At 58.9% G+C, this 11,837-nt stretch carries 13 protein-coding genes; 8 read left to right on the forward strand and 5 right to left on the reverse strand.

Translation table 11 applies throughout. The features are described 5' to 3' along the window. Positions 1-19: 19 nt before the first annotated feature. Complete coding sequence (locus AABM52_RS23990) at positions 20-1,810, reverse strand: SulP family inorganic anion transporter (protein WP_347908450.1); 1,791 nt, start codon at positions 1,808-1,810, stop codon at positions 20-22. Positions 1,811-1,928: 118 nt separating this feature from the next. On the opposite strand from AABM52_RS23990, the gene AABM52_RS23995 reads away from it, so the two are divergent. Continuing rightward, positions 1,929-2,894: a hypothetical protein gene (locus AABM52_RS23995; RefSeq protein WP_347908452.1), complete on the forward strand. Its 966-nt coding sequence runs from the start codon at positions 1,929-1,931 to the stop codon at positions 2,892-2,894. 119 nt (positions 2,895-3,013) lie between these two features. Next, entirely contained in the window at positions 3,014-3,331 is a 318-nt protein-coding gene (locus AABM52_RS24000) for a helix-turn-helix transcriptional regulator (RefSeq protein ID WP_007998876.1), read from the forward strand. Between the two features lie 77 nt (positions 3,332-3,408). Here AABM52_RS24000 and AABM52_RS24005 read toward each other — a convergent pair whose 3' ends face one another. Both AABM52_RS24005 and AABM52_RS24010 read right to left on the reverse strand, forming a co-directional pair. Next, the gene (locus tag AABM52_RS24005) at positions 3,409-4,932 is read right to left on the reverse strand and encodes an amidase family protein (RefSeq protein WP_347908455.1); all 1,524 of its coding nucleotides are present in this window, start codon (positions 4,930-4,932) and stop codon (positions 3,409-3,411) included. A gap of 136 nt (positions 4,933-5,068) precedes the next feature. Then, a complete protein-coding gene (locus AABM52_RS24010; RefSeq protein WP_347908457.1) occupies positions 5,069-6,127 on the reverse strand; it encodes an MBL fold metallo-hydrolase in 1,059 nt (352 codons plus the stop codon). 215 nt (positions 6,128-6,342) lie between these two features. Here AABM52_RS24010 and AABM52_RS24015 point away from each other — a divergent pair, with 215 nt between their 5' ends. After that, positions 6,343-6,954 carry a TetR/AcrR family transcriptional regulator gene (locus tag AABM52_RS24015; protein ID WP_347908459.1) on the forward strand — a complete coding sequence of 204 codons (612 nt, stop codon included), beginning with the start codon at positions 6,343-6,345 and terminating at the stop codon, positions 6,952-6,954. Between the two features lie 124 nt (positions 6,955-7,078). Then, positions 7,079-7,609: a DUF1003 domain-containing protein gene (locus tag AABM52_RS24020; protein WP_347908460.1), complete on the forward strand. Its 531-nt coding sequence runs from the start codon at positions 7,079-7,081 to the stop codon at positions 7,607-7,609. Positions 7,610-7,615: 6 nt separating this feature from the next. Here the strand turns inward: AABM52_RS24020 and AABM52_RS24025 are convergent, their stop codons facing one another. Continuing rightward, the gene (locus AABM52_RS24025) at positions 7,616-8,557 is read right to left on the reverse strand and encodes a LysR family transcriptional regulator (RefSeq protein ID WP_347908462.1); all 942 of its coding nucleotides are present in this window, start codon (positions 8,555-8,557) and stop codon (positions 7,616-7,618) included. A 15-nt stretch (positions 8,558-8,572) separates the two neighbouring features. On the opposite strand from AABM52_RS24025, the gene AABM52_RS24030 reads away from it, so the two are divergent. Together AABM52_RS24030 and AABM52_RS24035 are read left to right on the forward strand one after the other, a co-directional pair. After that, positions 8,573-9,280 (forward strand): CTP synthase, encoded by a 708-nt coding sequence (locus AABM52_RS24030; protein ID WP_347908463.1) that lies wholly within the window; start codon positions 8,573-8,575, stop codon positions 9,278-9,280. Then, positions 9,277-9,600, forward strand: a complete 324-nt coding sequence (locus AABM52_RS24035) for an antibiotic biosynthesis monooxygenase (RefSeq protein WP_347908464.1) — start codon at positions 9,277-9,279, stop codon at positions 9,598-9,600. The genes AABM52_RS24030 and AABM52_RS24035 overlap by 4 nt, the downstream gene beginning before the upstream one ends. Positions 9,601-9,671: 71 nt before the next feature. On the opposite strand, the gene AABM52_RS24040 is transcribed toward AABM52_RS24035, so the two are convergent. Next, on the reverse strand, positions 9,672-9,998 hold the full coding sequence (locus AABM52_RS24040) for a DUF2025 family protein (RefSeq protein WP_347908466.1): 327 nt from the start codon (positions 9,996-9,998) through the stop codon (positions 9,672-9,674). A 211-nt stretch (positions 9,999-10,209) separates the two neighbouring features. Between AABM52_RS24040 and AABM52_RS24045 the strand changes: the two genes are divergently transcribed. Together AABM52_RS24045 and AABM52_RS24050 are read left to right on the forward strand one after the other, a co-directional pair. Then, positions 10,210-11,337: a glycerophosphodiester phosphodiesterase gene (locus AABM52_RS24045; protein ID WP_347908469.1), complete on the forward strand. Its 1,128-nt coding sequence runs from the start codon at positions 10,210-10,212 to the stop codon at positions 11,335-11,337. A 152-nt stretch (positions 11,338-11,489) separates the two neighbouring features. Further along, on the forward strand, positions 11,490-11,795 hold the full coding sequence (locus tag AABM52_RS24050; RefSeq protein ID WP_347908472.1) for a PepSY domain-containing protein: 306 nt from the start codon (positions 11,490-11,492) through the stop codon (positions 11,793-11,795). Positions 11,796-11,837 lie beyond the last annotated feature (42 nt).

Genomic DNA, 11,837 nt, shown 5'->3' on the forward strand with positions numbered 1-11,837 from the left:
TATTTCGATCTCGCGGGTTTCACGGCAACCGGTTCCCTTCATCTTCCCGCTCCCTGTCATCCACCTGATAGTTCGCCACATAACTATCCACAGCCGTCCCAATCGTTGGGAAGAACGCCGTCTCCCCCAGCCGCGCAAACAACCCGAACCGCTTGAGCTTGTCCTTGACCGGGTCTTTCATCTCGGCAATGCACAACTCGATACCCGCCGCGTGCAGGGTGTCGTCCAGTTCGGCCAGCATGTCGGCGGAGGTCACGTCGACGCTGGTGACCGGTTCTGCGGCGACCACCAGCCAGCGCACAGGTGTGGGCGATGCCGCCACGGCGTCCAGCACGCGGTCGCTGAATAGTTCGGCGTTGGCGAAGAACAAGGGTGCATCCCAGCGAAACAGGACAAGGCCGGGGATCAGGCGCGCGTCTGGGTAGCGTTTGATGTCGTGGTAGCCCTTGACCCCATCCGCGCGCCCCAATACCGCGGAGTACGGGCGCCAGCCATCCCAGAGGAACTCAATGACGGCAATCACGATGGCCAGGCCGATGCCCTCGATCGCGCCGAACACGGTCACGCCGACCGTACAGACAATCGACAGCCAGCATTCCCAGCGCTGGATGCGATAGATCCGGCGCAGGTCGGCGATTTCGATCAGGCCAATGGCCGAGGCGATCACGACTGCCGCCAGGGCGCTGGACGGTAAATGCTGCAACAGGTCCGGTGCCACCAGCAGCAGCAAGGCAACCGCCAGTGCGCCGACGACGCCGGTCAGTTGGGTTTTGGCGCCGGCGGCCTCGGCCACGGGCGTACGTGACGAGCTGCTGCTGATCGGGAAGCCCTGGAAAAAACCGGCAGCCAGGTTGGCGATGCCGAGGCCTACCATTTCCTGGTTCGGGTTGACGTAGGTTCGGGTCCGCGCCGCATAGACGCGGGAGAGCACGCTGGTGTCGGCGAACGAGACCAGTGCGACGGCACACCCGCCGATCAAAACCGGGACGATATCGGCGCTGGTGATCCAGGGGATGGCGAAACCGGGCAAGCCCTGGGGGAGTGAACCGAGGACCGACACTCCGGCGCGTGTCGCCAGGTCGAGCACTCCCACCACGACCGTCGCGCCTACCACGGCGATCAGGATGCCCGGCAGTCGCGGCCATCTTTTGAGTAGCAGGATCGCTGCCAGGGTGAGCCCGCCCACCGTGAAGGTGGTCCAGTTGACCTTTCCCTCCATCACCGCTGAGGCGATGGCCCATATGTTTCTCAATGGGCCCTCGGATTCAATCGAAAAACCGAACAGTTTGGGCAACTGGCTGATCAATACCGTCAGTGCGATGCCGTTCATGTAGCCGTAACGGATCGGTTTGGACAGCAGCTCGGTGATAAAACCCAGTCGCGCGATACCGGCCAGGATACACACCGCTCCCGAGACGATCGCCATCATCCCCGCCAGGGCGACGGCACGCTGCGGGTCGCCGCCGGAGAGTGGAATGATCACGGCAAGGATGACGGCCACCAGGGAGGAATCCGGCCCCATCACCAGAATTCGGCTGGGGCCGAACAAGGCATAGAACAGCAGCGGAACGATGGTCGCGTAGAGGCCATAAATGCCGGGCACGCCCGAAGCCACCGCATAGGCGATACCGACGGGCACCAGCATCGTGGTCAGCACCAGGCCGGCCACGATGTCATAACGCAACCATGCCGGTTGGTACTCGCGCAGCATGCCCAGCCCCGGTAGCCAGCGGCGCCAACCGGTCTGTTCGTCCCGGCGAGCTATCCGGCCCTGCTCCGGGAGGGGGGGCGAAGCATCTGTTTGGCTCATGAACCGCCCTCGTTGATGGACCGCGCAAACTCCGGGATATCGAAGTGATCTCAGTGTAGCTATTGCTTCGAATGCGCCATCACTGGAAGCTGTTCACCTAAAGGACTTGGAACCCGACATGAAATTCGACCTCGCCTACTGCCTCAGCCTCAACGACAAGTTGTCGATCTACGACGTTCGGGATCTGAACTTCGACGAGACGATGGATTTCGACTCCGCCAGGGAACACTTCCAGTGCCCCAACGATGCCTGTCGCCTGGCGTTCGATGCCACCAATGAGCTGGGTACCTTCAACGCCAAGAATGTGAACTACGTGCGCACACCGCACTTCAAGAACCTGCCGAGTACGCGGCATGTCGAGGGCTGCCCTTATGTCAGCTTGAAGACGCCGATGTCGGGTGTGGATGAGGCGGAAACGGATGACAGTCGCGAGGAAAATTTCCCGTCGGAATTGTTACTGACTCGGCGTGAATATGTGCGTAAGCCGCCCAGCCCGGTGGTGATTGCCGATGTGGTTCGGGATAAGCCATTGGCGCCTAAAGCGGCTAGCAACGTCGAGCAACCGAACAGGGAATCGGCCCCGGACAAGACCAGCGTCTTCGCCCATCCGGTGGAGTGTTTCGTGTCGAACTTCGACGACAAGGATTTGCTCAAGCGCGTGCCGCTGAAAATTGGCGAGCACACCGCGCCTTACGGGTCGTTTTTCAAGAAAATCGAATACCTGCAAGACAACAAGGGGCTGATTTACTGGGGCAAGGTCAAGGAGATCAAGGACTACACCCAGAGCTTTCGCATCGATTTCGAGAAGAAGGTCTGGTTCGAGAAAAAGCCTTACTCGGTCAATGTTTACCTGAGCAAAAAGCTGATCGACAGCTACCGCAAGCGCAAGGCGTTCCTGGAGGAGATCAAGCATGCCATCGAGAGCGGGCGGGAGTTGTACTGCTTCTTTTATGGCGTAACGCCCGAGCTGAAGCAGGTGCCGAGCAAGAAAAACCCCGAGCAGACGTTCGGGGTGTTCAGCGCCAACATTGAAAACCTGGATCACTTTATTGTGCGCGAAGCGCCGGGGTTGGTGGGCAAATAAGCGCAGTGCCATTCGTCTGGCTGAAAAGAAATATCAAAAATTGCATTTGATCCGAGCTCAAAACAACTGTACAAAAACACAGTATATTTTGACCAACACTCTCGAGCCCGGAGAACACCATGGCCTCTCAAGCGATGAAAATCACCCTGGAACGTATCGCCCTCTTCCAATTCACCCCGGCCCACTGCGCCCAGGCCCGAGCGATGCTGGGCTGGAGTGTAGAAGAGCTGTCGCGGGAATCCCGAGTCTCGGTGGATGCCATTCAACGCTTCGAGGCACGCCAGGAGGTGCTGGATGTCACGCGCCTGGCACTGGCCTATCGGTTCGAATCGGAAGGGTTGGTGTTCTTCCCGGGGTTTGCCCCGGGTCGAGGGATGAATGTGAAGGGGTCGACGCCGAATCCGGTTGGGCGGGCGGATTTTGCGATGGTGGAGTGAAATTCAGTGAATATGGAGTCGCCGACCTGAAGCCTGATATGGAGCAGAACGGCGACTTGAGCTAGCTCTTACAATCGTCAAGGATTGAAAGCAGGTGCTTGCCGCGCGTGGGAAGCTTGTTCATAACCATAAGCTATCGCCAGAAGTTCGGCTTCGCTCCAGCGGGCTCCGTAGAAAAAGAGCGACGTAGGCAATCCATCGGCGTCCATTCCGGTTGGCATCATGATGCCGGGGTATCCCGCCAGCGGTACGACGCTCATGGCAGGCGACGCCACATCCGAGACCAAGGCATCCAGTTTGTGTGCTGCCAGTAAATCATCGATTGCTGTGGCGTTCTCACCTTGAATGCGCTGCCAAAGCCTGTTGTAAGCACGCTCATCAAAGTCAATTCTACTGGCCTCGCTCAGCGTGCTTTGTCCATATCCCTCGGCGCCCTGAGTGCGCTCATTGAAACTCATTAACGCCTCCAGGGTGGTGACTGCGATGCCGCTACGACTCGCAAGATAACGAGGCAAGTCTCGCTTGATCCCCATTCTGAAGGCCTCTTCGACCTGCTCCGACAAAGGATCGTTGAGCTCCACGGGTATCAAGCTTGCACCAGCCTCCTGAATGACTTGCAGAGCCTGGGAAAACTGCGGATCAAACTCGGAGCCATCGGTGCCGGTATGAAATTTTGCGGGAAATCCTATGCGCTTTCCGACCAAAGCGTTCGGCTTCAGCAATACCGTGTAGTCCATGACGTTGATGGCCGACGGATTGTCGGCAGGGTCAGCCTTGTCATTGCCCTTCATGGCGCTCAACAGCAACGCTGCATCGCGGACGGTGCGAGTCATTGGGCCTGGTGTATCAAGTTTGCGGGTTACTGGAACGATGCCACTGCGACTCAGCAACCCCACCGTTGGCCTGAGGCCTACCACGCCATTGAGCGCCGCAGGACAAATGATCGAACCGGCAGTTTCCGTTCCGACAGTGAGGGGCGCGAAACCCGCTGCTACAGCAACTGCCGAGCCGGAGCTGGATCCGCATGGGTCTGCGCTCAACACGTGAGGATTTTTAGTCTGCCCGCCTCGACTGCTCCATCCGCTGGGAATGCCCGGGTCGCGAAAGTGGGCCCATTCGCTGAGGTTGGTTTTACCTAAAATGATTGCCCCGGCCTCTCTGAGACGCTTCACGATAAAGGCATCTTGAGCAGCGGGTTGTCCGACCATGGCCAATGAGCCGGCACTAGTCTGCATCAGGTCTGACGTATCTATATTGTCCTTGAGCAAAACAGGAATGCCATGCAACGGGCCGCGTACTTGCCCATTTTTTCGCTCTTTATCCAGTGACTTGGCTATTTCAAGCGCCTCAGGATTGAGCTCTATGATCGAGTTGATCGCTGGCCCTTGTGTATCCAGCAACTCGATCCGACGTTGTAAATACTGGACAAGGCTAACCGCGCTCAACTGCCCTCGATTCATTCTTTGGTTGATTTCATCGACACTTAAATACTCCAGCCTTGTTTCAGGCGTCGGTGTCTGTGCATGGGCTGTGCTTGCCACTATCGATATCAGAAAAGCTAGTCCCAGCCGCGTCATGTGACTGTTTAAGGTTACGTCCATGTAAAAAGATCCTTGTGGAGGTTGATTAGTGAGCGAAAAAGCTCAGGCGCTAATCAGCCTACAGACGCGACCGGAAATGTCCGTCATCACTTACCGCCGGATCACGTAGGAATGCTCACCTCAATCTATAGCTTCTTTACCCAATACTTTGTTGACTCTGGTAGACCTGTTGCTCGACTTCATACCACCACGCACCACCACGCTGTGGATGCATCAAGCTGAACGCTTCTCCCATCTGCGGTGTGGTGATCGACACGTTGCGTTCCCAGGCCAGGGCCAGGATGCGGTCGAAGGGTTCGTACCAGGCGTGCATCGACAGGTCGAAAGTGCCGTTGTGGATCGGCAGTAGCCAGCGGCCCTTGAGGTCGAGGTGGGCTTGCAGGGTTTGTTCGGGTTGCATGTGCACGTGCGGCCAGTCGACGTTGTAGGCACCGGTTTCCATCAGGGTCAGGTCGAATGGGCCGTACTGTTCGCCGATGCGTTTGAAGCCGTCGAAGTAGCCGCTGTCGCCGCTGAAGAAAAGACGTGTGTCGCCGTCGATCATCACCCACGAGGCCCAGAGGGTGCTGTTGCTGTCGAACAGGCCACGGCCGGAAAAGTGCTGCGACGGGGTGGCGATGAACTGTATGCCATCGACTTCCGTGCCTTGCCACCAATCCAGTTGGCGGACTTTGCCGGCGTCGATGCCCCACTTGATCAGGGTGTCGCCTACGCCCAGCGGGGTAAGGAAGTATTTGGTCTTGTCCGCGAGCTTGAGCACCGCCTGGTAATCCAGGTGGTCATAGTGGTCGTGGGACAGGATCACCGCTTCAATAGGCGGCAATTGTTCCAGGCTGATCGGTGGCTGGTGAAAACGCTTGGGGCCGGCCCATTGTACGGGCGAGGCACGCTCGGCGAAGACCGGGTCGGTGATCCAGAATTTATCGCGCAGCTTGAGCAACACTGTGGAGTGGCCCAGGCGATAGACGCTGTGGTTGGGCGCCGCGATCAGCGCAGCTTGAGTCAGGGCTTGCACCGGGACGGGCGCGCTCGGGCGGGTGTTTTGCGGTTTGTGGAACAGCACGTTCCACAGGATGCCCATGGTTTTGCCGAAGCTTAAACGTTGAACCGGCGTGAAGTTTTGATACTGCCCTTGAGCCTGTCGGGACGCTTCAGGTGTGGAGGCGTTGTCCGCCGGGGAGTTTGAATTGGCCATGACTGAATGACTCCAGAAAAACCGCGCATCACGCGACTTTCCGCTTTGGGACGATAAATGGCCAAGGCACGCACGCATCAGCCGGACTTTCTATTTTTGCTGGGCAGGGTTAACAAAACATTACACTGCACAGTGTAGTTTCTAGGTTGCATCAAAGTCGATGACAAGTAAACTACCGAGTGTAATTCCCCCTCTCTTCCTGCCGAAGCGTACTTATGACAGCTCCACAGCGCCTCACCGACCGAAAACGCCAAGCGATCATTCAAGCCGCGATCAACGAGTTCCGTGACAACGGTTTCGAGATCACCAGCATGGACAAGATTGCAGCCACTGCCGGTGTGTCGAAGCGCACGGTGTACAACCACTTTCCCAGCAAGGAAGAGTTGTTCGCCGAAATCCTCAATCAGTTATGGATCCGGGTGACGGCAGAACAGGAAACGGCCTACCGTCCCGACCTGCCGTTGCGCGACCAATTGTGCGTATTGCTGAAGGCCAAGCTGCAAATGATGGGCGATGATAATTTTCTCGACCTGGCGCGGGTGGCGATAGCGGCGACGATTCATTCCCCGGAGCGGGCGCAGGATATGGTGGCGCGAATGGGCGAGCGCGAAGAAGGGCTGACGGTATGGATTCGTGCCGCTCAGGCCGATGGTCGGTTGAAAGCCGTTGCCCCTGATTTTGCCGCACAACAGGTGCAGGGGCTGCTCAAGTCGTTTGCCTTCTGGCCGCAGATTTCCATGGGCAAGCCAGGCTTGTCACCCGAAGAACAACATCAGGTGGCCGAGTCCGCGCTGGACATGTTTCTGGCCTGCTATCAGTTGCAATAAATGACAAGGTCGACGGTGGTGTCGATGGATTGATGGCTCTGATTTGAATGTGCGATGTGTTTCAGAATGAAACCGGCGCTGAGGCTATAGTGAGCTTCAGTCCCAGCACCAGACAGAGAGCATCATGACCACCAGCCACGAAACCGCCGCCCACGTCGATCACCTGCGTTTCCATCGTCCTCATGCCCACCTGGCGCCAACATTCGGCAATGACAAGTTTGCCCTGCGCGCCGAAGCCTTTGCGCGGTTCTTCGGTACACCGACTTTTCTCGGCGCACAAACGCTGATCGTAGTGGTCTGGGTGTGCCTCAACCTGTCCGGTTTCACCCATTTCGATTTATACCCGTTCATCCTGCTCAACCTGGCTTTCAGCCTGCAATCGGCCTATGCCGCGCCATTGATTCTGTTGGCCCAGACACGTCAGGCCGCGCGGGACAAAGCCCAGTCCGATGCCGATGCACAGCACCGCGAAGCGCTGGCGACCGCCAACAGTGAGCGACAGGCGCAAGCCGCGAAAAACACTGCGCAACTGCTGGAGCTGCTTGAGCAGAACACCCGCCTCACGGAGATGACCAAGGCCCTCACCGAGCGCATCGAAAACCTGACCTCGGAAATGCATCAGCACTTTGTGCGCAAGGATGAGCCCAAGGCCTGAACGGTTTCACGGCAGTTTCAGCGCCCGCCCCAACTCATCGAACAAGGTGACCACCGAGCGCAAGGCGCGGCAGTCGGGGCGGGTCAGCAGCCACAGCGCGGTGTCGTATCCGTGAAGCGGTTCGCTCAGCGGCTGTAATCCGTCGCCGATCAAGAAGTCCGGCAACGCCGCGACACCCAGCCCCGCCCTGACCAGCTCAGTCACCGACAGCATGCTGTTACAGCGATAGCCCGGCGTTACGCCCGGCAAGGCCTGGCGACGCCAGGTAACGGTCGGGTGATCAGGCAGGAAGTCATCCGGGGCGATCCAGGTCAACGCGGCCAGGTCAGTGCTATTGACCGATTGCAGGTATCTCTCGCTGGCACACACGCGGTAGGAAATCTCCGCCAGCCGCCGTCCCACCAGATGTTCCGGTGGCGTGCGGGTCAGGCGCAGGGCGATATCGGCATCCCGACGGCTGAGGTTGGCAAAATCATTGGACGTGCTGAGTTCGAGGGTCAGCGCCGGATAGTTCGGCATGAACTGCGCCAGCGCCGGCAACAGCAAACCTTGCAGGACCGAATCGGTACAGGTCAGGCGCACGATGCCGCTGATCACTTCACCGCCCTGCTCTACACCGATACGCGCTGCCTCCAATGCCTGCTCAGCGCGCTCGGCCTGTTCCGCCAGGGACTGCGCCAGGGTGGTGGGCAGGTAACCGGCACGGCTTTTTTCGAACAGTTGCTGACCCAGCGCAGCCTCCAGCCGGCGCACCGCTCGAAACACCGTCGAGACATCCACCTTGAGCAGTTGCGCGGCCCGGGCCAGAGAGCCGCCGCGCACCAGCGCGAGGATCAGGGCCAGATCCGGGTAGTCGAGTCGATAGTGCGTGGCTGCATTGATCACTTGGTTAAACGCCAATGTTGAGTGCGTGAACGCCAATCTATAGTGGGCACCAGCAATCAACAAGTGCAGAGGCCCCACATGGAAACCCGCCCGATTCGCATCGCCCTGATCGGCGACTACGACCCGCAAGTCACCGCCCACCAGGCCATTCCTGTCGCCCTGGAAAAAGCCGCCGAACACAGTGGCCTGAACGTGCAATGGCAATGGCTGGCCACCGATGAAATCCACGTCGAGACACCGCTGCACACATTCGACGGGTTCTGGTGTGTGCCGGCCAGCCCTTACCGCAGCACGGACGGCGCATTAAAAGCGATCCGTTTTGCCCGCGAACAACGGCGACCTTTCCTCGGCACCTGCGGCGGTTTTCAACACGCGGTGCTGGAATATGCGCGCAACGTGCTGGGCTGGTCAGATGCCGAACATGGCGAGACAAATCCCGATGCAGCACGGGCGCTGCTGACGCCGCTGTCGTGCGCGCTGGTGGAAGCGGTCGATACGATTCACCTGTGTGAAGGTTCGTTGATATCCGAGGCGTACGAAACTTCCGAAATTCGTGAAGGCTATCGCTGTCGCTATGGGGTGAATCCACAGTTCGAAGGGGAGTTGCTCAAGCGCGAACTACATGCCGTCGGCCACGATTCGGAACACGGACTGCGGGCGATCGAACTCAGCGGTCATCCGTTCTTTGTCGCGACCTTGTTCCAGCCCGAGCGGGCGGCGCTCAAGGGCGTCTTGCCGCCGCTGGTTGGGGCCTTTGTCGAAGCCTGTGCGGGGCGCTCGTCATGATCGCCGATACGCCAGCTGCGCCTTATTACGCGGTGATCTTCACCTCACTGCGCACCGAGGGTGACCAGGGTTACGCCGAAGCGGCTGCACGGATGCTGGAACTGGCCCGTGAACAGCCGGGGTTTCTTGGTGTGGAGTCGGCGCGGGGCGAGGATGGGCTTGGGATTACGGTGTCGTACTGGGCCAGTGAAGCGGCGATTCTGGCGTGGAAGCATCATCCGGAGCACACAGAGATTCGCGAGCGTGGGCGCTCGACCTGGTATGCGCGGTGTCATACGCGGGTATGCAGGGTTGAGCGGGCTTACGGGTTCAGTCTGTAAAGGATGCGGTGTTCTTGAGGACGTCTTCGCGGGCAAGCCCGCGAAGAGGCCAGTCAAGTCGGCGCAAAAACTCACCCCTGAACCAAACTGCGAACCGCCGAAATCTCCGGCACTTCCCGCCGGTTCATGTACACCCGCAACGGTTCGGTGATGTTGATCCGGTCATCGATGTTCTGGTCCAGCAGCAACTGAATCAATTCACGCTTTAGCATCATGGTCTGCTCAGGCCCCGCGGCCCAGACGAATTCGCTGGTCGGAATGATGCCGTCGTCCGCCACGTCCATGCCGAACGAGTCTTCGCTGAAGCGCACGATGTAGTGCCCGGTCTTGCGGTTGAGGCCGACGAAGCCTTTGAGTTGGTCAGCAGCCAGGCAGATGAGCTGGGAAGTGATGCGCATGGTAAACCCCGCAATGGTGATCGTTGGTTTGCACGCAGGGTCTGAGTTTCCCTCTACCGGGGAAATTGCAGGGCCCCAGCGTACTGCAAACGGGCGCACAAAAGCGCTGACGAAAATCAGCTTTAGACAGGTTTGTGTCGGTCTCGCGATAGCGCCTGCAAAGATGAATTGTTAAAAGGGACCGCTCACTTATTGCGAAAGGATCTCGACCATGCCCGCAACCTTTACCAAAAGCGCCCTGTTACTGAGCCTGTTGCTCGGCCTCGGTCACGCACAGGCCGCCAGCGAACCTGCCCCCTCGGCACTGGCGACCCGCTTGGGCATTCCGCATCCAGCGGTGATTGCCCACCGTGGCGCGTCGTTCGATGCGCCGGAATCTACCGCAGCCGCCTACAAGACGGCCCGCGACCTGGGCGTCGACTACCTGGAACTGGATCTGCAGCGCAGCAAGGATGGCGTGTTGTTTGCCCTGCACGACAACAACCTGCAACGCACCACCGACGTCGCGACAAAATTCCCCGAGCGCAAGGACAGCCCGGCCAATGCGTTCACCATGGCCGAACTGAAAACCCTGGACGCGGGCAGCTGGTTCAATGCCGCGTACCCGGATCGCGCACGTCCGGCCTTCGCCGGCCTGAAGATTCTGACCCTTGATGAAATCATCGACATCGCCGAGGGCAACAGCCTGCACAAGCCCGGCCTGTACATCGAAACCAAGGAGCCCAAGCAGTTTCCCGGCATCGAGCACGACCTCAAGGAAAAACTTCAGGACCGGGGCTGGCTGAGCCCGACCGCTTCGAAGCTGGCAAAAAGCGAGCTGGGAGTCGGCCAGGGCAAAGGCAAGGTGGTCCTGCAGACCTTCGAGAAGAGCAGCCTCGAATTGCTGCAAAAGGAGATGCCGATGGTGCCGAAGATCCTGCTGTTGTGGGTCGGTGAAGGCAGTATCGAGCCCAAGTCCAAGGTGACATTTGCCGAGTCCGGCGCCAAGGACAAGGCCGCGTACTACGCCGCACAGGAGCCGAAAGACAAAGCCGAATTCCAGCACTGGGTCGACTACGCCAAGGCCCAGGGCGCCATCGGCACCGGCCCGTCCGCCGCACTGACCCAGGGTGGCGACCAGAGCTACTCGGATCTGGTGCAACCCTGGATGAACCGGTACACCCACGACCAGGGCCTGCTGGTGCACGTCTACACCATCGACGATGCGGTGGACTACCGGAAAGTCATGGACGCCGGTGTCGACGGCATCTTCACCAATCGCGCCAGTGAGTTGCTGAAGTTCTATAAACGCCCGGCGCCGACGAGTGTCGATCAAGTGTTGAAGAACAACGGCTATTGAGCCCTGTCTGGCATGACACCGAGGTGCCTGCATCGCGAGCAGGCTCGCTCCCACAGGGATTGATGCAGGACATGTCGAGGGTTTTAAGGGTGGGTTAAGTTACACAAGGTAACCTGATCTCACTTGAACGGATCACCCAAGGAAAGAAGCCCATGAAGACCCTGACTGCTTTGTTTACCACTGCAACCCTGACCCTCACCGCCGGCCTGGCCCAGGCCGATGTGCGGGTCGATCAGATCCCGCAACTGGTCAAGGACGGCAAGATCAAGCCGTTGGAAGACCTGAACAAGATCGCGCTGGACCTGCACCCGGGTGCAACGATCACCAAGACCGAACTGGACAACCACTTCAACGGTTACGAGTACGAGATCGAGCTACGTGACGCCAAGAACGTCGAGTGGGATGTGGAGATCGATGCCTCCAACGGCAAGGTCCTGGAAAACAAACAGGACAAGTAATCCTCAAACAGACAAAAGCCGCACGATGGGAACATCGTGCGG

The organism is Pseudomonas grandcourensis (genome assembly GCF_039909015.1).
Classification (GTDB): Bacteria; Pseudomonadota; Gammaproteobacteria; order Pseudomonadales; family Pseudomonadaceae; genus Aquipseudomonas; species Aquipseudomonas grandcourensis.

Coding starts and splice junctions, on each gene's coding strand:
- AABM52_RS24040 (WP_347908466.1), bottom strand. CDS start 9,998: ATGCGCATCACTTCCCAGCTCATCTGCCTGGCTGCTGACCAACTCAAA.
- AABM52_RS24020 (WP_347908460.1), top strand. CDS start 7,079: ATGACCACCAGCCACGAAACCGCCGCCCACGTCGATCACCTGCGTTTC.
- AABM52_RS23995 (WP_347908452.1), top strand. CDS start 1,929: ATGAAATTCGACCTCGCCTACTGCCTCAGCCTCAACGACAAGTTGTCG.
- AABM52_RS24005 (WP_347908455.1), bottom strand. CDS start 4,932: ATGGACGTAACCTTAAACAGTCACATGACGCGGCTGGGACTAGCTTTT.
- AABM52_RS24010 (WP_347908457.1), bottom strand. CDS start 6,127: ATGGCCAATTCAAACTCCCCGGCGGACAACGCCTCCACACCTGAAGCG.
- AABM52_RS24050 (WP_347908472.1), top strand. CDS start 11,490: ATGAAGACCCTGACTGCTTTGTTTACCACTGCAACCCTGACCCTCACC.
- AABM52_RS24000 (WP_007998876.1), top strand. CDS start 3,014: ATGGCCTCTCAAGCGATGAAAATCACCCTGGAACGTATCGCCCTCTTC.
- AABM52_RS23990 (WP_347908450.1), bottom strand. CDS start 1,810: ATGAGCCAAACAGATGCTTCGCCCCCCCTCCCGGAGCAGGGCCGGATA.
- AABM52_RS24045 (WP_347908469.1), top strand. CDS start 10,210: ATGCCCGCAACCTTTACCAAAAGCGCCCTGTTACTGAGCCTGTTGCTC.
- AABM52_RS24015 (WP_347908459.1), top strand. CDS start 6,343: ATGACAGCTCCACAGCGCCTCACCGACCGAAAACGCCAAGCGATCATT.
- AABM52_RS24030 (WP_347908463.1), top strand. CDS start 8,573: ATGGAAACCCGCCCGATTCGCATCGCCCTGATCGGCGACTACGACCCG.
- AABM52_RS24035 (WP_347908464.1), top strand. CDS start 9,277: ATGATCGCCGATACGCCAGCTGCGCCTTATTACGCGGTGATCTTCACC.